Below are 18,868 nucleotides of genomic sequence, written 5' to 3' on the forward strand. Positions count from 1 at the left end.
TCATGACCACAGCGGTAACAGGAGCAACGGGCAATCTCGGCGGACTCGTCGTCGACGCACTCATCGAGCGTGGTGTCGCACCCGCCGACATCGTGGCGGTCGTCCGAAACGCGGACAAGGCCTCTCCGCTGGCCGAACGCGGCGTCGTGGTTCGGGTCGCCAATTACTCCGATTCCGCCGCGATGACGGCGGCTCTCGCCGGCGTCGACAAGCTTCTGCTCGTCTCGGGCTCGGAGGTGGGTCAGCGAATTGCGCAGCACACCAACGTGATCGAGGCAGCGGAGGCCGCCGGAGTGGGCCTGATCGCCTACACCAGCCTGCTCGCCGCCGATACTTCGGGAGTGAGCCTCGCGCCCGAGCACAAGGCGACCGAGGAGCGCCTCGCCGCGTCCGGCATCCCCGAGGTATTCCTGCGGAACGGCTGGTACTGGGAGAACTACCTCGGTTCGCTCGCCCAGACCGTCGAGAGCGGAGTGCTCCTCGGCGCGGCAGGCAACGGCAAGCTCGCCGCCGCGTCTCGCGTCGACTTCGCCGCCGCGGCCGCTGCCGTGCTGACACTCGACGATCAAGGCGGAAAGATCTACGAGCTCGGCGGCGACGAACGCCTCACCTACGCCGAGCTCGCGGCCGTCATCGGCGAACTCTCCGGCAAGCCGATCGCCTACAAGGACGTCTCCGAGTCCGAGTACGCCGCGATTCTCCAGGGCGCAGGACTGCCCGACTTCGTGGCAACCATGCTGGCCAGCGCGGATGCCGGGATTGCCCGCGGCGAGCTCGACACCGATTCCGGAGACCTGCAGGCCCTGATCGGTCGAGCGTCCACCCCGGTCGCAGAAGTACTCCGCGCCGCAGTGTGACGGACATCGGGGGCGGTACTTGTAGCGTGGGCGCGGTGAAGAACACCTACACCCGCACCATGTTCCTGGCCGCCTCCGTCTCGCTCGTCCTGCTGACGGGCGCATGCAGCTCGGACGAGGACACCTCGTCCCCGGCACCCTCCACGTCCTCCGCGTCGTCGGACGCCGGTGCCTCGGCCGCCTCGAGCACCTGCCCCACGGCGGCACCCGACGCGGCAGCCATTCCGGAATGGACGCTGGACGGGGACTCCGGCAGCATGGCCGTCGTCGGATCCACCGACACGGCGGCGCCCGCGGTCACCGTCGACGCACCGTTCGCCGTCGGCGAGACACAGGTCGAAACGCTGATGGCGGGGGACGGACCGGTCGTCGCAGCCGACGCAGAGGTGTCCGTCTGCTACATGGGCGTCAACGGACGCACCGGGGAAACGTTCGACAGCAGCTTCGAGCGGGGCGCGCCGGTCGAATTCCCGCTCGACGGAGTTGTCGCAGGCTTCCAGAAGGCCATCGCCGGACAGACCGTCGGCTCGACCGTCGCCGTTGCGGTCACCTCGGCCGACGGATACGCGAGCGGCAATCCGGCGGCCGGAATCGAGCCGGGCGACAGCTTGATCTTCGCGATCTCGATCCTCAGCGCGGCGTAGCCGCAGTTGTGCGGTCGAGTGCCCCTGGGGCACGCGGGAGTGGAGCCCGCGAAACGACCCGGAAACGGAGCCGCACCACTGCCGCAGGCATTACACCGTCGAGAGCTGCTGAATGGTCGTCGCGCCGCCCGGGGTGGGTGTCGTGGTGATGAAGTTCGAGTCGTAACCCAGCGATTCGACGACGCCGCGGATCTCGCGGAACTGCTCGACGCTGACGTCGGGCGTGCGCTTGAGCACGAATCCGGACGTGCGGGTGGGGCTTCCGACGAACGCCCACGAGTAGTCGTCGGCGATGTAGGCGACGATGTAGTTGGTCGGTCCTTCCTGGCTCTCCTGCGTGGGAACGCCCGGGAAGCTCACGTGCAGTTGGGCATTGGTGACGGTGTCGTTGACTCGTGCGTTGCCGACGATGCGGTTTTCCTGGCCCGTCCAGGTGGTGCAGGTGTTCTCGACGCGGATGTTGGCGTCGTCGATCATCTGGTAGTTCGCCTGGGTGTCGCGGGCGCAGATCAGGTTGAAGGGCTGCGGCACCGCGGCGACCTGGTTCCAGGTGCCCAGGTAGCGCTCGACATCGAGTGACGGGATCGGAGCCAGCGGCTCGAGTCCGACCGATCCCAGCGGGCCGACCGGCTGCGCCTGCGCCGGAGCCGCGGTCAGCAGTGCGCCTGCGGCCATGGCACCGACGAGTGCGGTGCGGCCGAATGCGTTGCGGATCTTCATGTGTTCGCTCCTTGGGTTGCGGATGTGTTCTTGTTCGAGTCGATCCTGTTCGGCCACCAGATCCCCGGGCCGATGAGGGTGAACAGGGCGGGAATCACGACGGTGCGTACCACGAAGGTATCGAGCAGAATACCGAGTCCGACGATGATTCCGAGTTGGGTCAGGGTGATCAGCGGTAGGACGCCGAGCACGCAGAACACGGCTGCGAGAACGATTCCCGCGCTCGTGATGACACCTCCGGTGGCCGAAACCGCCCGCACGATGGCAGATCTGGTGCCGTGCTGGGGCGTCTCCTCCCGGGTACGAGTGACGAGGAAGATGGTGTAGTCCACGCCGAGCGCGACCAGGAACAGGAACGCGAACAGCGGAGTGTTGTCGTCGAGGGCGGGGAATCCGAAGACGTGCAGGCTCACCCAGCTGCCGATCCCGATCGCGGCCACTGCGCTCAATACCGTTGTCGCGACCAGGATCAGGGGCGCAACCAGGGCGCGCAACAGAACAAGGAGCACGGCGAGCACGACCGCGAGAATAGCGGGAATGACCACGAGGCGATCGCGGGCCGCTGCGTCGGTGGTGTCGAGTGCCTTGGCATCGCTGCCGCCTACCAGTGCGCGGTCCACGCCGGTGAGTGCGGCGCGGAGGTCCTCGACGACGGCGAACGACTCGTCGGATGCGGGGGCCGCGTCGGTGACGACCGACAGGCGGGTGAGTCCGGTGTCGGAATCTGCGACGCGATCGACCGAGACGACTCCGTCGATGCCCTCGGCGGTGCTGATGACTGCATCGATGTCGGCGGTGGGAGCGAGGACCGTCATCGGATCGGCCGATCCGGCCGGGAAGTGCTGGGAGAGGGTGTCGAAGCCTTCGACGGACTCGGCGGTGACACGGAACTGCTCGGTTTGCGAGAGTCCGATCTGAGTCCCGAACAGTGCGGCGCAGCAGGCCAGCAGTGCGACGATCGTGATCGAGGCGGTGGCCACGGGGCGTCGGGCAACTCCCGCGGCGATCGAATGCCAGACGCCCTCCGTGGTGGTGTCACGGTCCGACTCCTTGGGAACGAAGGGCCAGAACAGCTTCGGGCCGCACAGTTTCAGTAGAGGCGGCAGTACGAACAGGACGAACACTGCTGCGACGACGAGACCGGCCGCGGCCAGCGCCCCGAGGCTGCGGGTGCTCGGCAGCATCGCGAGGAGCAAGGTCAGCAGGGCCAGTACGACGGTTGCGTTGCTGGCGAGGATGGCGGGCCCGGCCTGGCGAACGGCGCGGTGCAGGGCGAGGCGATGATCGGACTCGCGACGCAGTTCCTCGCGGTATCGAGAGATGAGCAGCAGTGCGTAGTTCGTGCCTGCGCCGAACACCAGCACACTGGTGATTCCCGAGGTCGAACCGTCGAAGGAGAGCCCGGTGGCCTGGGCCAGCGCGGTACCGACGGTGGTGGCGAATCGGTCGGCGAAACCGATGACGGCCAACGGCACCAACCACAGGATGGGTGATCGGTAGGTGACGATGAGGAGGACGGCCACCACGAGCGCGGTGACGGCCAGAAGCGTGAAGTTGGCTCCGGAGAACGAGTTCGCTATGTCGGCACCGAAAGCGGGTCCGCCGGTGACCTGGGCGATCAGATCGGGAGAGAGGCCGTCGCCGGCCGCGGATCGCAGCTCGGTGATCAGTTCGTTGAGCGTGAAGCCCGACAACTCGGAATCGACCTGGACCAGCGCGATCGCAGCTTTGCCGTCGGGTGCGACGATCGGGGGCGGGCCGGGCTCGTCCGGCACCGAGCGATCGACGGCGAGCAGCCTGCTCTGTGCGGCAGCTGCGCCCTCGATGTCGGCGGCTGTCAGGTCGCCGCCGTCGGCCCGGCTCAGAACCAGGATCACCGGTGCGGAGTCGGAATCCGGGAATTCGGCGAGAAGCTCGTCGACCTGGTAGGACTCGGCCGACGTCGGCAACGAATTCGGCGACTGGTCGGCGGAATCGTTGCTGCCGACCAACCCCATCACGGCCACGGCGAGGATGAAGATCGCTGCCGCCAGCGCCCCGGATCTACGCCCGGTGGCCGCGACCGCGACGCGGTCCCAGACGGTCTTGTTCTCGGTTCGAGTGCTGTCCACGAAGAAACAATCTCATTTACTTAGATATTAAGCAACTGAATCTCTTGCGGGCAGTAGTCTGACGGTGACCGCAGCGAAGGAGTTGCCACCGACATGGCCGACCGAAACCACCTCGAATCCGCGATTTCCGCGGATCTACGAGCGCTGTCGTCGGTCTCCGAACAGATCGGCCAAGTGTTCGGCGCTCTACACAGCCTGCGGCCCAATGACTTTCGGGCTCTGTTGCACGTCATGGTCGCCGATGTCGAGGGTGCGCCGCTGACGGCGGGGGAACTGGGCACGATGCTCGGTCTGTCCTCGGCGGCGATGACCTACCTCGTCGAGCGCATGATCACCTCCGGGCACATCCGCCGCGAATCCGACGCGTCCGATCGACGCAAGGTCATTCTGCGGTACGACGAGCACGGGATGGAGGTCGCTCGCGGGTTCTTCGGCCCCCTCGGTAAGCGGACGAGCGCCGCATTGGCGGATCTCCCCGATGGCGATCTCGCCGCCGCGCATCGGGTGTTCGAAGCGCTGATCGGCGCTATGCGAGAACATCACGCGGACCTGGGAAACAGCCGTCGCGCGTAGGGGCCGCGACCGGCGCGATGTTCGAACCGCTGGTGGGTGGCCTGTTCGGGCCGATGCTGGACTCCGAGCGTGCCAGTGCCGTAGGGTTGGCCACGGTTGAGCTAACAGCCGGTCACGGGGAAACGCAGCGAAGTCGGCGTCCGGGTCAGGCTAAAATTCTGCTCCCGCTGCGTCAATCGGTTTCCCCCTCAGTTCGACCGATCGATGGGATCTGCCATGAGTGTTGAATCTTCAGGCAACAAAGTTCGAATCACCCCGGTGACTGTCGCGGAGAAGTCCGTGTCCGTCGCAGCAACCGGAGCAATCTTCACCGCGCACGACGGCCCCGACGGCTCACTCGTCGTCGCCGTCCACGGCGACATCGACATGCGCAGCGCGCCGATGTTCTCCGATTTCGTCTGCAGCCGCGTGTCCAGCAAAAGGCATGTCACCCTCGATCTGTCCAATGTCGAATTCTTCGGCATCGCAGGTCTCACAGTTTTCGATGCAGTCCGTGACTACACGGCCGGCATCGGCGCATCATGGTCGATCGTCGCAGGACGCTCGGTCTCACGTCTGATCCAGGTCGCCGACCTCGAGTCCACGATTCCGACGGCTCGTCCATCGAACGACCGGTAATACTCCGGCGATCATCGCCGCGACAAGAGGTGGGCAGCTCCAGTACGGGGCTGCCCACTGTTCGTCGTTCTCGAGTCGTCGGTCCCCCGAGTTGTCTGTCCCCGAACGAACGAACGACCCTGCAGTACGGCGTAGCCGGTGTGCAGGGTCGTCCGAAGTTGTTGCAGGCCAGGAGAACTAGTCCTCGGTTCCCTCCGAGGCGCTGAAGAAGGCCCACTCGCCGTCGTGCTCGACCTCGAGTCGCCATCCCAATTCCTCGTTGTCCGACTTGCTGTCCTTGAACCAGGCGTGTGCGTCCTCCGAACTGGAGATGTCCTTGGTCTCGACGACGGTTCCCTGCGGATCGATAACTCTGTAATTTGCCATGACGTCGGGATGCCCCGATGTCGCACGACCTAATCCACGCTGGAACGCCGAGGCGAGAGGGCGGCCGACTTCGGTGGTGGACAAATGCGCGCGCATTCGTCGAATGCGCGCGAAATCGCCTCGGAAACCTCGCAATTCTGCGCGCAGCCGGCAAACGCGCGCGCTTGTGCGGTGAGCGAGTTGTCGAGTGCACCCGCTATGTACGCGAGAGCACCGATCGCGCGAAGAACATCAGGTTCGCCGGACGCTCGGCCAGTCTGCGCATGAAGTAGCCGTACCACTGCGACCCGTAGGGCACATACACGCGAACATGCCGCCCGGCATCGACGAGTCGGCGCTGCTCGGGATCGCGGATGCCGTACAGCATCTGGAACTCGAACTCCTCGGACGACCTGCCCGCGGACGCCGCGAACTGCTCCGCCGCGTCGATCATCTCCGGATCGTGTGAGGCCACCATCGGGTAGCCGCGACCGTTCATCAAAACCTGCAGGCACCTCAGGTACGAGTCGGACACCTCGCGTGCACTCTGAAACGCCACCGACGACGGTTCGTTGTACGCACCCTTGCACAGGCGGATCCGAGATCTCGGTCCGGACAGGTCCCGGCAGTCGGCCTCGGTGCGTCGCAGATACGCCTGCAGCACCGTACCCAGATCCGGAAAGTCCACGCGCAGTTCGCGGACGATCGACAGGGTCGAATCGGTGGTCGTGTGGTCCTCGGCATCGACCGTCACCCACACGCCGGCCGCCGTCGCAGCAGTGCAGATCGTCCGTGCGTTCTCCAGCGCCAGGGTTCGGTCGATTCCCTGGCCGAGCGCGGACAGCTTGAGTGAGATCTCCAGCGCTGTCGCATCGGCTCTTCGCGTCGAAAAGCGTTGTATCAGTGACAGATACGCGTCCACGGTTGCTTTCGCCTGGACTCGGTCGGTGGTGTCCTCACCGAGGTAGTCCACCGAGACGAACCGGCCCGACGCCAGCAGGGTATCGACCGCGCCGACGGCCGCGGGCTCGGATTCACCCGCGACGAATCGGTCGACGAGTGATCGGGTGGCGCGCAGCCGCGTCACCGTCGCCTGCAGTTTCGGTGAACGCGCCGCCGCCAGCAGCGCCGGCCGCAGCGGATTGCTCAGCAGAGTGGTCATCGCGTTCCCTCGCCTTCCTGGTGTGGGTAGCCGTGGGTGGTGGGCGGAACGAACGTTTCCTTCACGGTGCGGGCCGAGGTCCACCGCAGCAGGTTCTGCGGTGAGCCGGCCTTGTCGTTGGTGCCCGATGCACGGGCTCCGCCGAACGGTTGCTGTCCCACCACTGCGCCGGTCGGTTTGTCGTTGACGTAGAAGTTCCCGGCGGCGAATCGCAGTGCCGCATGGGCGTGTTCGACGGCGGTGCGATCGGTGGCGATGACCGCTCCGGTCAATGCGTACTTCGAGCCACTGTCCACGGCGCGCAGGGTCTCGGCGTAGGCGTCGGGCTTGCTGTCGTCGTAGACGTGCACGGCGAGGATGGGGCCGAAGTACTCGGTGGTGAAGGCCTCGTCGGTGGGATCGTCGCCGAGAAGAACCGTGGGGGAGACGAAGTAGCCCTCCGAGTCGTCACAGGTTCCGCCTGCAGCAATGGTCAGGCCGGGGACGGACTTCGCTCGGTCGAGGGCAGCTGCGTTGCGGTCGAACGCCTTTCGGTCGATGACGGCACCACCGTAGTTGGACAGATCGGTCACGTCACCGTACTTCAGCGCCGAGACCTGCTCGACGAACGAATCGCCCATCGACGCCCACAGCGATTTCGGTACGAAGGCCCGGGACGCCGCCGAGCACTTCTGTCCCTGGAAGTCGAACGCACCGCGAATCATGGCGGTGGTCAACACATCCGGATCGGCGGAGCTGTGCGCGACGATGAAGTCCTTGCCGCCGGTCTCGCCGACGAGCCGGGGGTACGAGTGGTAGTTCGAGATGTTGTTGCCCACCTGACGCCACAGCGTCTGGAATGTCGCGGTGGATCCGGTGAAGTGGATGCCGGCCAGCCGTGGATCGGCAAGGGCGACTTCGGACACCATCGGCCCGTCGCCGAGAACGAGGTTGATCACCCCTGGTGGCAACCCTGCGGCTTCGAGCAACTGCAGCGTCAGATATGCGGCCACGGCCTGGGTGGGCGAGGGCTTCCACAGCACGGTGTTGCCCATCAACGCGGGCGCGGTGGGGAGGTTACCTGCGATGGCGGTGAAGTTGAACGGAGTGATGGCGTAGACGAAGCCCTCGAGCGGACGGTATTCGACGCGATTCCACACTCCCGGTGCCGATATCGGCTGCTCGGCGAGAATCTGCCGGGCGAACGTGACGTTGAACCGCCAGAAGTCGATGAGCTCGCAGGGTGCGTCGATCTCCGCCTGGTAGGCCGACTTGGACTGACCGAGCATCGTTGCAGCAGCGATTCTTTCGCGCCACGGGCCGGACAGCAGATCGGCGGCCCGCAGGAACACCGCGGCGCGCTCGTCGAAGGGAAGATCGCGCCACATCGGCGCGGCTGCCGTGGCGGCGTCGATGGCGTCGCGCACATCCTGGTGGCCGGCACCGGCGAAACTGCCGATGATCGACGAGTGCTTGTGCGGTTCGACGACGTTCTCGCGTGGGCCGTCGGCCTTTCGGTGAACTCCGCCGATGACCTGATGGATCTCGACGGGGGAGGAACGCAGTTCGGTCAGGCGGCTGCGCAAGCGGGTGCGTTCCGGGCTACCCGGGGCGTAGGTGTTGACCGGCTCGTTGGCGGGGGTGGGGACGGATGTGACGGCGTCCATGGCTGCTCCTCGGCTTCGGTGTGTGCTGCTCATTGAAGTCCGATCCGCACCGCGTTCAATCAGCTCATCGGCCAAAGAATTCATGTTCTACTTGTCCGCATGGCCAATACGGTGTCGCTGCGTTCGATGCTGACCTCGCTGCACAGCGCCGTCGTCGAACTCGTCCTCGCGCCCGCCGGAACGGACATGGCCGTCGAGTCCGTCGCGCTGCTCGATGCCGACGACCTGCGGCTACCTCCGGGAGCATCCTCCGATCTGACGCTGCTGGTGGGCGTGACCGAGGCCGATGTGATCCGGTGGTTCGACGATCTCGCGTTGCGTCCGGTCGCAGACCGACCACTCGCGGTGCTGACCAAAGTCGCCGCCTCGACCGCGCTGTCCCACGGTGCCAGGGAGACCGGTATCGCATTGGTCGCAGTGCACCAGCAGACACGGTGGGAGCTGTTGCTGTCGATGATGCGCGGAGTTCTCGATCAGGCCCGGGCCCAGAGCCCCGACGACGGAATGTTCGGAGCCGACACCGACCTCTACGAACTCGCGCAGACGGTGGCGTCGCTGACGAAGGGCATGGTGAGCATCGAGGACGAGCGCTCACACGTGTTGGCCTACTCGGCATCCGACGACGCGGCCGACGAACTGCGAACCCTGTCGATTCTCGGACGCGAAGGACCGGCCGACTATCTGCGCAGGCTGCACGAGCGTGGCGTGTTCGATCGACTCCGCCGCACCGACGACGTGATCGACGTGCCGGCCGATACCGAACTGGAGATTCGTCGACGCCTCGCAGTCGGGATTCGTCGCATGACCGGCAGCCCGACGACTCTCGGGACGATCTGGGTGCAGCAGGGTTCCCTCCCGCTCGCCTCGGACGCCGACGCGGTACTGCGCGGTGCCTCCGCTGTCGCGGCCCGACTGATCACCCGCATCGCTAACGCCCCGACCAACGAGGCCCTGCAGATTCAGCGCCTGCTCGGGGCAAGGGGCGGCGGTGTCGATATCCCGTCGCTGGCGTCTGCGCTGTCGATACCCACCTCGGGTTCCGCGGCGGTCGTCGGATTCGCGGCCTGCGGAGACTTCGAGATCAGCGCCCTGGCACCATCTGTTCGACTGCACGCCAGCGCTTTTCGACGAGACTCATTGGTCACCACCATCGGTGAGAGAATCTACGCGCTGTTTCCCGGGGTGGCGTCGGGCACGGGGATTGCGGCGTGGACCGCCGACGCCGTCGGACGGATCGAGACGCGTACCTCGATGGCGTTGCGCGCTGCGGTCGCAGCCCCGATCGCCGATCTCGAGGGCGTGGCCGTGGCCAGGTTCGAGGTCGACCGAGTTCTCGACGGCACCACCGGCGAGGTGCGGGTCACGACGCTGGAGGAGTCGAGAACCTCGGTGTTGCTGGGCGAAATCCTGGAACTGATCACCAATCACGAACAGCTGCGAGACCCGCGCCTCGCCGCCCTCGACCGATACGACGCCACCAATGACTCCAGAATGCGCGAGAGTCTCGAGACGTACCTGGCGTGCTTCGGCGACGTTCGGGCTGCCGCCGAGCGATTGCACATTCACCCGAACACCCTGCGCTACCGCATTCGCCGCGTCGAGCAGATCCTGGACCTCGATCTCACCGATTCCGACGCACGTCTACTCGTCGAGATCCAACTGCGCATTGGAGCGGCTCCGCCGCACGTGAGCAGGAGTGGAGCCCGCGGAACGACCCAAGTGAGCGAAAACTCGTAGCAGGCTACGAGTTTTCATGCACGTGGGGTGCCGGTGCTGGATCGGATCACCAGGGTCGGTTCGATGCTCGAACGCCTGGTGCTTCGGTTTCCGGTGTCGATCTGATCGAGCAGAATTTCGACGCTTCGTACACCGACGTCGGTGAATTCCTGGCGAATGGTGGTCAGGGGCGGTGAGAAGAATTCGGCGTCGGGGACATCGTCGAAGCCGACGACGCTGACGTCCTGCGGTACTCGCTTTCCGTGGACGTTCAGCGCGCGGAGCACCCCGAGTGCCATGGAGTCGTTGCCTGCGAACACTGCGGTGACGTCGGCGTCGACGGCCAGTTCGCTGCCGGCCCGGAACCCTGATTTCGCAGTCCAATCGCCGCTGAGGGTGGGCGGCGGTTCGATGCCTGCTTCCTCGTGGGCCATCCGCCATCCGGTGACGCGGTCGCCGGCCTCGTACCAGCCCAGCGGTCCGGCAACGTGCCACACGGCGCTGTGTCCGAGCGAGAGCAGGTGACTGGTTGCGGCCCTGGCTCCGGCGATCTGGTCCACCGAGACGACGGCCAGATCACCGGCAGGCGAACCCTCCACGGCGACGAGTGGGAGTTCCCCGGCCAGATCGGCGATGTCGCCGCCGTCGGTTCGCAGAGGCGCGATGACGACGACGCCGTCGACACCCTGCTTCTGCAACCGGCGCACACAGGTGATGATGGCTGCCTCGTCGAACGAGGTGGGGACGCCGACCACCACGGAGTAGCCGGCGTGACGGGCTGCGTACTCGACGCTGTACAGCGTCGACACCGGACCGTAGAGAGCGTTTCCGGTCCCGACGATTCCGATGGTCTTGCTGCGGCCGGTGACCAGAGCGCGGGCAGCAGTGTTCGGTCGATAGCCGAGTTCCGAGATCGCCTGATGCACTTTGGTTCTCGTCGCTTCGGTCACGTTGGGATGACCGTTGATGACGCGGGAGACGGTCTGATGGGACACGCCGGCGAGACGGGCGACATCGGTCATGGCGGGTCCGCGAGTGGGTGTCATCTTCCGAGCCTCCCTTCGTGATCGAAGACAATCACAGCATGCCCGGGCCGGTGGTGCCCGCGACTGTGTGGATTACGTGGGTGTTGTCACCGCGGAACCGGTCGTGGTGGGCGCAGGCTTGCCTGGCTCGGCACCGGAGAACATCTCGGCCGGCACAGGCACTCCCAGATAGCTGCTCGGAGGCGCAGCTTTGTCGCCCTTGTTGCCCTTACCGCTCGCTGCTCGGCGCTTGGTCCAGATGTCGAATGCCACTGCGGCGAGGAGTACCAGGCCCTTGACCAGCTGAACGCGTTCGCTGGGCGAACCGATGAGCGACATTCCGCTGTTGATCACGGCGATGATGAGTCCACCGGTGAGCGCGCCGACGATGCGGCCGACGCCGCCCTGCACTGCTGCACCGCCGATGAATGCCGCCGCGATCGCGTCGAGCTCGAAGCCGTTGCCTGCGGTGGGGCCCGCCTGATTGAGGCGGCCGGCGAAGATGATTCCGGCGAGGGCGGACAGTACGCCCATGTTCACGAAGATCCAGAAGGTGACCGGCTTGACCTTGATGCCGGACAGCGATGCGGCGTGGATGTTTCCGCCGATGGCGTACACGTGCCGACCGAACACCGTCCGGCCTGCCAGCGTCGAATAGCCCATCACCAGTACGGCGAGAAGGATCAGCACGTACGGCAGGTTCTTGAAGCGCGCCAGCTGGACGGCGACGGCGAGAACCAGACCGCCGGCCAGAACCATCTTGAGCAGGAACAGGGGCATCGCGTCGACGGCCTGCCCGTACTTCTGCCGACCAGTCCGAGAACGCCACTGCGTGAACACGATTCCGGCAACAGCGAGGATCGCGACGAGCAGGGTGAAGATGTCCGCACCCCCGAGCGGCCCGAGTCCCACGTTGCCCAGGAAGCCGGGGAGGAAGCCGTTGGAGAGAGTACGTACGGGTCCGGGGAACGGTCCGATGCCCTGGTTACCGAGAACGATGAGGGTGACCGCGCGGAAGATGAGCATGCCGGCCAGGGTCACGATGAATGCCGGAATGCCGAAGTACGCAACCCAATAGCCCTGCCAGGCTCCGATCAGACCGCCGATGATCAGCGTGATGAGCACCGCAAGAGGCCACGGCACGTTCTGCTGAACCATCAGCACACCCGAGATCGCTCCGGTCGCCGCGACAACCGATCCGACGGACAGGTCGATGTGGCCCGCGATGATGATCACGACCATGCCGATGGCCAGGATGAGGATGTACGAGTTCTGGACCACCATGTTGCTGATGTTCTGCGGGACCAGCAGTTGGCCGCCGGTGAGAACGGTGAACAGCAGGATGATCAACGCGAACGCGATGAAGATCCCGCTCTGGCGGAGGTTTCGCGTGAGCAGCCCCCGTACGGTCGACAGCTGGTTCATCGAAGTACTCCTGTTCCACGGGTCATGAGGTGCATGAGGGATTCCTGTGTCGCGTCCTCGCGAGTCACCTCACCGGTGATCCGGCCTGCGGACAGCGCGTAGATCCGGTCGCACAGTCCGAGCAGTTCCGGTAGCTCGGAGGAGATCACCAGAATTGTCTTGCCTGCGTCGGCGAGATCGTTGATGATCGAATAGATTTCGAACTTCGCGCCGACGTCGATTCCTCGCGTCGGTTCGTCGAGGATGAGCACGTCGGGATCGCTGAAGATCCACTTGCTCAGCACGACTTTCTGCTGATTGCCGCCGGAGAGCTTGCCGACGACGGCAGAGACGTTCGGTGCCTTGATGTTCATGCTCTTCCGGAAGCCCTCGGCCACCTTGTATTCCTGGTTGTCGTCGACGAAGCCACCGGTCACCAGTTTGTCGAGTGCCGCAGTGGAGATGTTGCGTTTGATGTCGTCGATCAGGTTGAGGCCGTAGCGCTTTCGGTCCTCGGTGGCGTACGCGATTCCGTGATGAAGGGCGTCGCTGACGGATTTGACGTGTATTTCCTTGCCGTACTTGTACAGTCGCCCCGAGATGTCGATGCCGTAACTGCGTCCGAAGACACTCATGGCCAATTCGGTGCGTCCGGCACCCATCAGCCCGGCCAGGCCGACGATCTCACCCCGGCGCAGCGTCAGATTCGCTCCGTCGACGACGGTTCGGCCGTGCTGGGTCGGGCTGTGCACGGTCCAGTCCTCGATACGCAGAACTTCCTCTCCCACAGTGGATTCGTGTGGTGGGAACCGGTGCTCGAGATCGCGGCCGACCATCAGCGAGATGATGCGATCCTCGGTGACCTCGGGGCTGCGCATGTCCAACGTCTCGATGGTTCGGCCGTCACGAATGATCGTGGTGCGGTCGGCGACGGCCGCGATCTCGTTGAGCTTGTGCGAGATGATCACGCACGTGATTCCCTCGTCTCGCAGACCGCGAAGCAGGTCGAGCAGGTGAGCCGAGTCCGAATCATTCAGTGCTGCAGTCGGTTCGTCGAGAATCAGCAGCGTGACGTCCTTGGACAACGCCTTGGCGATCTCGACGAGTTGCTGCTTGCCGACCCCGAGATCGTTGACCACGGTGACCGGGTTCTCCCGCAGCCCTACCCGATTCAGTAGGGCTGCGGCCTCGGAATTGGTTCGGTTCCAGTCGATGAACCCGCGCCTGGACCGCTCGTTGCCGAGAAAGATGTTCTCGGCGATGGACAGGTACGGACTCAGCGCGAGTTCCTGATGGATGATGACGATGCCCTCGGCCTCGCTGCTCCGGATGTCGGAGAACTCGCAGGCGCGACCGTCGAACACGATCTCGCCGTCGAATGTGTCGTGTGGATACACACCCGACAGCACCTTCATGAGCGTCGACTTTCCGGCGCCGTTCTCACCGCAGATCGCGTGGATCTCGCCGCGATTGACCGAGAGAGTGACATCCTGCAGCGCCTTCACGCCGGGAAACGTCTTGGTGATGCCGCGCATCTCCAAGATCGGGCTCGTCATCTCCGAACTCACTTCAACTGATCCTCGGTGTAGTAGCCGCCTTCGACCAGCAGCTGCTCGTAGTTGCCCTTGTTGACGATCTCGGGCTGCAGCAGGTACGCCGGAACGACCTTCTCGCCGTTGTCGTAGTCCGTCGTGTTGTTCGTCTCGGGCGTCTGACCGTCGAGCATGGATTGAGCCATCGCGATCGTGACCTCGGCCAGTTGCCGGGTGTCCTTGTAGATCGTGGAGTACTGCTCGTCGGCGATGATCGACTTCACCGACGGCACCTCGGCATCCTGACCGGTGACGATCGGGTAGGGCTGCCCTGCTGTGCCGTAGCCGTTGCTCTTGAGCGCGGAGAGGATTCCGATCGACAGTCCGTCGTACGGCGAGAGCACGCCTTGAACCTTCTGGCCCGAGGAGTACGTCTTGGTGAGCAGATCCTCCATGCGCTTCTGCGCGGTCGCCGGATCCCAGCGCAGTGTTGCGGCCGTCTCGAAGTCGGATTCGCCGCTGCCGATCTTCAGTGTTCCGTCGTCCAAGTACGGCTGCAGAGTCTCCATCGCGCCGTCGAAGAAGAACGTGGCGTTGTTGTCGTCGGGAGAACCGGCGAAGACCTCGATGTTCAACGGACCCGCTGGGGCGTCGGCCTTTTCGGTGCCGTCCTCGTTCTTCAATCCGAGGCCGACGAGCAGAGACGTGGCCTGGTCGACGCCGACCTTGTAGTTGTCGAACGTCGCGTAGTAGTCGACGTTGGGGGAGTTGCGGATGAGGCGGTCGTACGCGATGACGCCGATGCCGTTGTCCTTGGCTTCCTGCAACTGGGTGGTGATCGCGGTGCCGTCCACCGAGGCCACGATGAGAAGCTTTGCGCCCTGGGTGATCTGGTTCTCGATCTGATTCACCTGGGTGGGAATATCGTTCTCCGCGTACTGCAGATCGACCTTGTAGCCCTGTCCTTCGAGCGCGCTCTTGAGATTGTCGCCGTCGGCGATCCATCGAGCCGAGGACTTGGTCGGCATCGTCACGCCGATCAGCGCGCCCGCCGTGCTTCCGCCGTCGGCCGGCTGGACGTCCGCCGTCTTGGTGCTCGATCCGCATGCGGTGACCGTGATGGCCAGTGCCACCGCGGCCGCGGCCATGGGTAGATGTCGAAACTTCATCGTTTCTCCCTGCTCGGTGAAATCAGATCTCGAAGTTGGTGGAGAGTGGCCTCGTCTGTGCCGCACATCACATCAAGACGAAAGTGTGAGCGATAACATCGGCATTGTCAAAGTTTATTTTCTGCACCCCCGCTCACCAGTGTGAGCGCTAACAACAAGTCGACGCCGCAGCTCCGAGAGTCGAGAATCTTCGCCGGAGGGGCCGGGGCGTCAGTGCAACTCGTGAACCGACTGTTTCCCGCTCTTGAGCCAGCGACTCGGGAGTCGGCCGACCAGCTCGCCCAGTGGGTGGACCGCAGCCGAGAGGATCTCCACGGAATCCTGCAGGATGTCGATCGAGATGCTCATCCGCTCGATGTTCGGGGCCACCGACGTCAGTGTCTCCGACAGCTTGACCAGCTGATCGAGCGGTCCGCCCTTGGCTGTCAGTCGCTCGATGGCACCGTCCTCGGCGAGCAGAGTTTCGAGGATGCCCTCCTCGGCGATGGCACGCTCGATCAGGCCGTCCTGACGCGTGAGCACCTCGAGCGGGCCGTCCTTGGCCGTCAGTCGTTCGAGCGGTCCGTTGGTGGCGGTGATGCGGTCGAGCAGACCGCCTTCGGCGAGCAGTCGTTCGAGCGGTCCGTCCTCGGCGAGCAGCCGGTCCAAGGGGCCGCCCGGAGCGAGAATTCGCTCTACCGGGCCACCCGGGGAGAGCAACCGCTCGAGGGTGCCGTCCTCGGAAGTGAGGCGGTCGACGACGCCGCCCTGGGCGAGAAGGCGGTCCAAGGGTCCGCCTTCCTTGAGTGCGTTACCCAGGGCGCGGTCGTCGGAGGTGAGCTGGCCGAGCTGGGCGAGCAGTTGCATCGTGCCGCCGCGTGGATTGGCGAGCGAGGCCACTCCTGCGGTGCCGGACGCACCGGTGGCCAGGGCCATCCTGGTGGTCGCCAGCGCGACCTCCGCGACGCCGATCGCCTGCTCGGCGATGGCAATTCCGGCGCGCGCGGGCAGTGTGATCGCTGACACCCAGTTCATCGTTTTACTGTAACTGCTCGTAGCTCGGAAAATCAGTGAAGAACCTTCAGTCCCACGACGCATCCGACGATGCCGACCAGAAGCGCCACCTTGAGCAGAGACGCAGCTTCTTCGCCGGTGATCATGGCGTACGCGACGGTGAGGGTGGCACCGATTCCCACCCAGACGGCGTAGGCGGTACCGGTGGGCAACGACCGCATCGCGACCGCGAGACCGATCATGCTGAGAACCACTGCGACTCCGAAGACGACGGACGGTCCGAGTTTGGTGAAGCCCTCGGACTTACCGAGCGCGGTCGCCCAGATCGCTTCGAGAACGCCGGAGACGACGAGAATGAGCCAAGCCACGAAAATCACTCCTTGCACCGTCTTGTCGCTGTTCGGGTACGGTGCGCTCGTCCGATTGTCGGAAGTGACTTGTACGATCGTACCAATTCGGGGCGGTAGTGGCCATGGGTTTCGGGCTGTCAGTACGCGTACGTGTTCGCGGGCGCGTCGATTCGCTCGACCGTCGAGACGGTCATCGTGGGTGTGAACGCAGTGTTCTCCGTCGCTGTGGCCGCGTCGACGGTCCCCGATATCCGCAGCCAGGTGCCGTCCGAAATGTCGTCGAGAGACGCGCTACCTGCGTCGAGGTGGATGCGAACGGACCTGGCGTCGGCCGCGCAGCAGATGATGAGAATGCGAGCGAGATCGATGCCGTCCGTCGTGCCGTCGGCGCGCGGCGAGCCTCCGTTCGCGGTGGCGACGGCGAATCCGGTGACGCGAATCTCCCGTCCGTCGAGGCTGCCTTCGGTGTCTCTGACCGCGCGTTGTACGACATCGAGCAACGGAACCTCGGGCGCGCGCTCGTCCGGGAGAGGTGGAAACGCTGTCCGCTGACGATCGGCCGCCGAGGTGACGGATCGATCGCCGACCGCGGAGACACCCAGCGCGGGCGGTGCGACGAACAGGATGACCGCGAGCGGGACCAACAGCAGCCAGTACGGACGCGAATCATGATCGTGCCCGTCGTCGGCCGGCCCACCGCGGCGGATGTCGGCCACGATCGACGCGGCCGCCAGGAGCACGATCAACACGCCGGCAGTCAGCAGATACGGATGCAGCGACGGTTTGACGTATCGCACAAAGCTGCCGTCCAACGAAATCTTGACCATGGCTCCGCCGAGGAGAAACAGCAGAAGGTTCTGCACCTCGCGCTTCATCGCGCTCCCAGAACGAGGTAGCCGCACACCGAGGCACACGCGATCGCGACGACGAACGTCAGCGGGGCGAAACGTGCGACGAACCCGCGTCCGAAACTGCCCGCCTGCATCGCCATCAGCTTGACGTCGACGGCAGGTCCGACCACCAGGAAGACCAACCGCGGAAGCAGCGGCAGCATCGACATGCTGGCGGCAACGAACGCATCGGCCTCCGAACACAGCGCCAGAATCACCGCGAGTACGGCCATCACCAGGATCGACAGCAGCAACTGCCCGGCGAGATGGGCGAACACCCAGTCCGGAATCACCAGATGCAGCAGGGCGGCGGCCGCGGCACCGAACACGAGAAATGCCCCGGCCTGAAGCAGGTCAGCACGCGCCGACTCGCGGAACGTCTCCCACTTCGAGCGGTCGTGATCGTGTCCGCGAGCGGCCAGCCGCGCGGTGATCCACTCCGCCTTGCCGAATCGAGTCCACAGCCAACCCATCACCAGTGCAGTGGCGAGCGAGCCGAGGAACCGCGCGAGAACCATGCCGGGTTCGCCGGGAAAAGCCACCGCGGTCGAGACCAGGACGACCGGGTTGATCGCCGGCGCCGACAGCAGGAACGCGAGGGCGGCCGATGCCGGAACACCCTGATCCATCAGCCGACGCGAGACGGGAACGGCACCGCACTCACAACCGGGCAGCGCCATTCCGGCCAGTCCCGTCACTCCGACGGCAGCCGTTTCGTTCTTCGGGACCACTCGTCGCAGCACCGACGGCGAGACGAACGCGGCGATACTTCCACTGACGAGTACTCCGAGCACCAGGAACGGCGTCGCCTGCACGAAGATCCCGGTGAACACCGTCGCGCCGGTCTTCAGCGCAGGGGACGAGTCGACCCATCGCGCGATATCGGCACCGAAGACGATGCCCAATACGAGCAGAGTTGCGAATACGTGCATGGATGACACGGGAGACCGAGTCATGATTCGGCCGTCGGTCTTCGCGTCGAGCATCGCTGCCATCATGCCCCCTGTGGCTGGGCTGTGTCGTCGGTGGCTCGCGGCAACCTCGTTGTCGGTGGCTCGCGGCAACCTCGTTGTCGGTGGCTCGCGGCAACTTCGTTGTGGGTGGCTCACAGCA

18 protein-coding genes and 1 riboswitch are annotated in these 18,868 nt (G+C 65.0%); of the genes, 5 read left to right on the forward strand and 13 right to left on the reverse strand.

Annotated elements, in window-relative coordinates; genetic code table 11:
- The first annotated feature begins 2 nt into the window (after positions 1 to 2).
- The gene (locus CH256_RS19595) at positions 3 to 857 is read left to right on the forward strand and encodes an SDR family oxidoreductase (protein ID WP_094670383.1); all 855 of its coding nucleotides are present in this window, start codon (positions 3 to 5) and stop codon (positions 855 to 857) included.
- A 59-nt stretch (positions 858 to 916) separates the two neighbouring features.
- Positions 917 to 1,501, forward strand: coding sequence for an FKBP-type peptidyl-prolyl cis-trans isomerase (locus tag CH256_RS19600; protein WP_094670395.1), 585 nt, complete (start codon positions 917 to 919; stop codon positions 1,499 to 1,501).
- Between the two features lie 90 nt (positions 1,502 to 1,591).
- On the opposite strand, the gene CH256_RS19605 is transcribed toward CH256_RS19600, so the two are convergent.
- Both CH256_RS19605 and CH256_RS19610 read right to left on the reverse strand, forming a co-directional pair.
- On the reverse strand, positions 1,592 to 2,221 hold the full coding sequence (locus tag CH256_RS19605) for a lipocalin family protein (RefSeq protein WP_094639259.1): 630 nt from the start codon (positions 2,219 to 2,221) through the stop codon (positions 1,592 to 1,594).
- Positions 2,218 to 4,218: an MMPL family transporter gene (locus tag CH256_RS19610; protein WP_068283275.1), complete on the reverse strand. Its 2,001-nt coding sequence runs from the start codon at positions 4,216 to 4,218 to the stop codon at positions 2,218 to 2,220. The genes CH256_RS19605 and CH256_RS19610 overlap by 4 nt, the downstream gene beginning before the upstream one ends.
- Positions 4,219 to 4,425: 207 nt before the next feature.
- Here CH256_RS19610 and CH256_RS19615 point away from each other — a divergent pair, with 207 nt between their 5' ends.
- On the forward strand, positions 4,426 to 4,905 hold the full coding sequence (locus CH256_RS19615) for a MarR family winged helix-turn-helix transcriptional regulator (RefSeq protein WP_068055782.1): 480 nt from the start codon (positions 4,426 to 4,428) through the stop codon (positions 4,903 to 4,905).
- A gap of 279 nt (positions 4,906 to 5,184) precedes the next feature.
- A complete protein-coding gene (locus CH256_RS19620; protein WP_231893846.1) occupies positions 5,185 to 5,523 on the forward strand; it encodes an STAS domain-containing protein in 339 nt (112 codons plus the stop codon).
- Positions 5,524 to 5,700: 177 nt separating this feature from the next.
- Here CH256_RS19620 and CH256_RS19625 read toward each other — a convergent pair whose 3' ends face one another.
- From CH256_RS19625 to pruA, 3 genes are all read right to left on the reverse strand, one after another.
- Positions 5,701 to 5,889, reverse strand: a complete 189-nt coding sequence (locus CH256_RS19625; RefSeq protein WP_068055788.1) for a hypothetical protein — start codon at positions 5,887 to 5,889, stop codon at positions 5,701 to 5,703.
- Positions 5,890 to 6,085: 196 nt separating this feature from the next.
- Entirely contained in the window at positions 6,086 to 7,030 is a 945-nt protein-coding gene (locus CH256_RS19630; protein WP_094670385.1) for a proline dehydrogenase family protein, read from the reverse strand.
- Positions 7,027 to 8,676, reverse strand: a complete 1,650-nt coding sequence (gene pruA, locus CH256_RS19635) for an L-glutamate gamma-semialdehyde dehydrogenase (RefSeq protein WP_094670386.1) — start codon at positions 8,674 to 8,676, stop codon at positions 7,027 to 7,029. Before pruA ends, CH256_RS19630 begins: the two co-directional genes overlap by 4 nt.
- Before the next feature lie 99 nt (positions 8,677 to 8,775).
- Here pruA and CH256_RS19640 point away from each other — a divergent pair, with 99 nt between their 5' ends.
- Positions 8,776 to 10,413, forward strand: a complete 1,638-nt coding sequence (locus CH256_RS19640; RefSeq protein ID WP_256989489.1) for a PucR family transcriptional regulator — start codon at positions 8,776 to 8,778, stop codon at positions 10,411 to 10,413.
- Between the two features lie 14 nt (positions 10,414 to 10,427).
- Here the strand turns inward: CH256_RS19640 and CH256_RS19645 are convergent, their stop codons facing one another.
- The 8 genes from CH256_RS19645 to CH256_RS19680 form a co-directional block, all read right to left on the reverse strand.
- Entirely contained in the window at positions 10,428 to 11,438 is a 1,011-nt protein-coding gene (locus CH256_RS19645) for a LacI family DNA-binding transcriptional regulator (protein WP_068055803.1), read from the reverse strand.
- 72 nt (positions 11,439 to 11,510) lie between these two features.
- A complete protein-coding gene (mmsB, locus tag CH256_RS19650) occupies positions 11,511 to 12,842 on the reverse strand; it encodes a multiple monosaccharide ABC transporter permease (protein ID WP_068055806.1) in 1,332 nt (443 codons plus the stop codon).
- Positions 12,839 to 14,377, reverse strand: coding sequence for a multiple monosaccharide ABC transporter ATP-binding protein (gene mmsA, locus CH256_RS19655; RefSeq protein ID WP_094670396.1), 1,539 nt, complete (start codon positions 14,375 to 14,377; stop codon positions 12,839 to 12,841). The genes mmsB and mmsA overlap by 4 nt, the downstream gene beginning before the upstream one ends.
- Positions 14,378 to 14,385: 8 nt before the next feature.
- Positions 14,386 to 15,522: a multiple monosaccharide ABC transporter substrate-binding protein gene (gene chvE / locus CH256_RS19660; RefSeq protein ID WP_094670387.1), complete on the reverse strand. Its 1,137-nt coding sequence runs from the start codon at positions 15,520 to 15,522 to the stop codon at positions 14,386 to 14,388.
- 210 nt (positions 15,523 to 15,732) lie between these two features.
- The gene (locus CH256_RS19665) at positions 15,733 to 16,536 is read right to left on the reverse strand and encodes a hypothetical protein (protein ID WP_037194493.1); all 804 of its coding nucleotides are present in this window, start codon (positions 16,534 to 16,536) and stop codon (positions 15,733 to 15,735) included.
- Positions 16,537 to 16,568: 32 nt separating this feature from the next.
- Positions 16,569 to 16,883: a DMT family transporter gene (locus CH256_RS19670; protein WP_068055819.1), complete on the reverse strand. Its 315-nt coding sequence runs from the start codon at positions 16,881 to 16,883 to the stop codon at positions 16,569 to 16,571.
- An 11-nt stretch (positions 16,884 to 16,894) separates the two neighbouring features.
- Positions 16,895 to 16,957, reverse strand: a riboswitch (guanidine-III (ykkC-III) riboswitch).
- A 45-nt stretch (positions 16,958 to 17,002) separates the two neighbouring features.
- A complete protein-coding gene (locus CH256_RS19675) occupies positions 17,003 to 17,740 on the reverse strand; it encodes a TIGR03943 family putative permease subunit (RefSeq protein WP_068055812.1) in 738 nt (245 codons plus the stop codon).
- On the reverse strand, positions 17,737 to 18,741 hold the full coding sequence (locus CH256_RS19680; RefSeq protein ID WP_068055823.1) for a permease: 1,005 nt from the start codon (positions 18,739 to 18,741) through the stop codon (positions 17,737 to 17,739). Before CH256_RS19680 ends, CH256_RS19675 begins: the two co-directional genes overlap by 4 nt.
- Between the last annotated feature and the right edge of the window lie 127 nt (positions 18,742 to 18,868).

Origin of the sequence: Rhodococcus sp. 05-2254-6, from assembly GCF_002258565.1 — a bacterium.
Lineage (GTDB): Bacteria > Actinomycetota > Actinomycetes > Mycobacteriales > Mycobacteriaceae > Rhodococcoides.

Excerpts from the sequence above, each read along its gene's own strand:
- CH256_RS19595 (WP_094670383.1), top strand. The coding sequence starts at position 3 with ATGACCACAGCGGTAACAGGAGCAACGGGCAATCTCGGCGGACTCGTC.
- CH256_RS19600 (WP_094670395.1), top strand. The coding sequence starts at position 917 with ATGTTCCTGGCCGCCTCCGTCTCGCTCGTCCTGCTGACGGGCGCATGC.
- CH256_RS19605 (WP_094639259.1), bottom strand. The coding sequence starts at position 2,221 with ATGAAGATCCGCAACGCATTCGGCCGCACCGCACTCGTCGGTGCCATG.
- CH256_RS19610 (WP_068283275.1), bottom strand. The coding sequence starts at position 4,218 with ATGGGGTTGGTCGGCAGCAACGATTCCGCCGACCAGTCGCCGAATTCG.
- CH256_RS19615 (WP_068055782.1), top strand. The coding sequence starts at position 4,426 with ATGGCCGACCGAAACCACCTCGAATCCGCGATTTCCGCGGATCTACGA.
- CH256_RS19625 (WP_068055788.1), bottom strand. The coding sequence starts at position 5,889 with ATGGCAAATTACAGAGTTATCGATCCGCAGGGAACCGTCGTCGAGACC.
- CH256_RS19630 (WP_094670385.1), bottom strand. The coding sequence starts at position 7,030 with ATGACCACTCTGCTGAGCAATCCGCTGCGGCCGGCGCTGCTGGCGGCG.
- pruA (WP_094670386.1), bottom strand. The coding sequence starts at position 8,676 with ATGGACGCCGTCACATCCGTCCCCACCCCCGCCAACGAGCCGGTCAAC.
- CH256_RS19640 (WP_256989489.1), top strand. The coding sequence starts at position 8,776 with ATGGCCAATACGGTGTCGCTGCGTTCGATGCTGACCTCGCTGCACAGC.
- CH256_RS19645 (WP_068055803.1), bottom strand. The coding sequence starts at position 11,438 with ATGACACCCACTCGCGGACCCGCCATGACCGATGTCGCCCGTCTCGCC.
- mmsB (WP_068055806.1), bottom strand. The coding sequence starts at position 12,842 with ATGAACCAGCTGTCGACCGTACGGGGGCTGCTCACGCGAAACCTCCGC.
- mmsA (WP_094670396.1), bottom strand. The coding sequence starts at position 14,377 with ATGACGAGCCCGATCTTGGAGATGCGCGGCATCACCAAGACGTTTCCC.
- chvE (WP_094670387.1), bottom strand. The coding sequence starts at position 15,522 with ATGAAGTTTCGACATCTACCCATGGCCGCGGCCGCGGTGGCACTGGCC.
- CH256_RS19665 (WP_037194493.1), bottom strand. The coding sequence starts at position 16,536 with ATGAACTGGGTGTCAGCGATCACACTGCCCGCGCGCGCCGGAATTGCC.
- CH256_RS19675 (WP_068055812.1), bottom strand. The coding sequence starts at position 17,740 with ATGAAGCGCGAGGTGCAGAACCTTCTGCTGTTTCTCCTCGGCGGAGCC.
- CH256_RS19680 (WP_068055823.1), bottom strand. The coding sequence starts at position 18,741 with ATGCTCGACGCGAAGACCGACGGCCGAATCATGACTCGGTCTCCCGTG.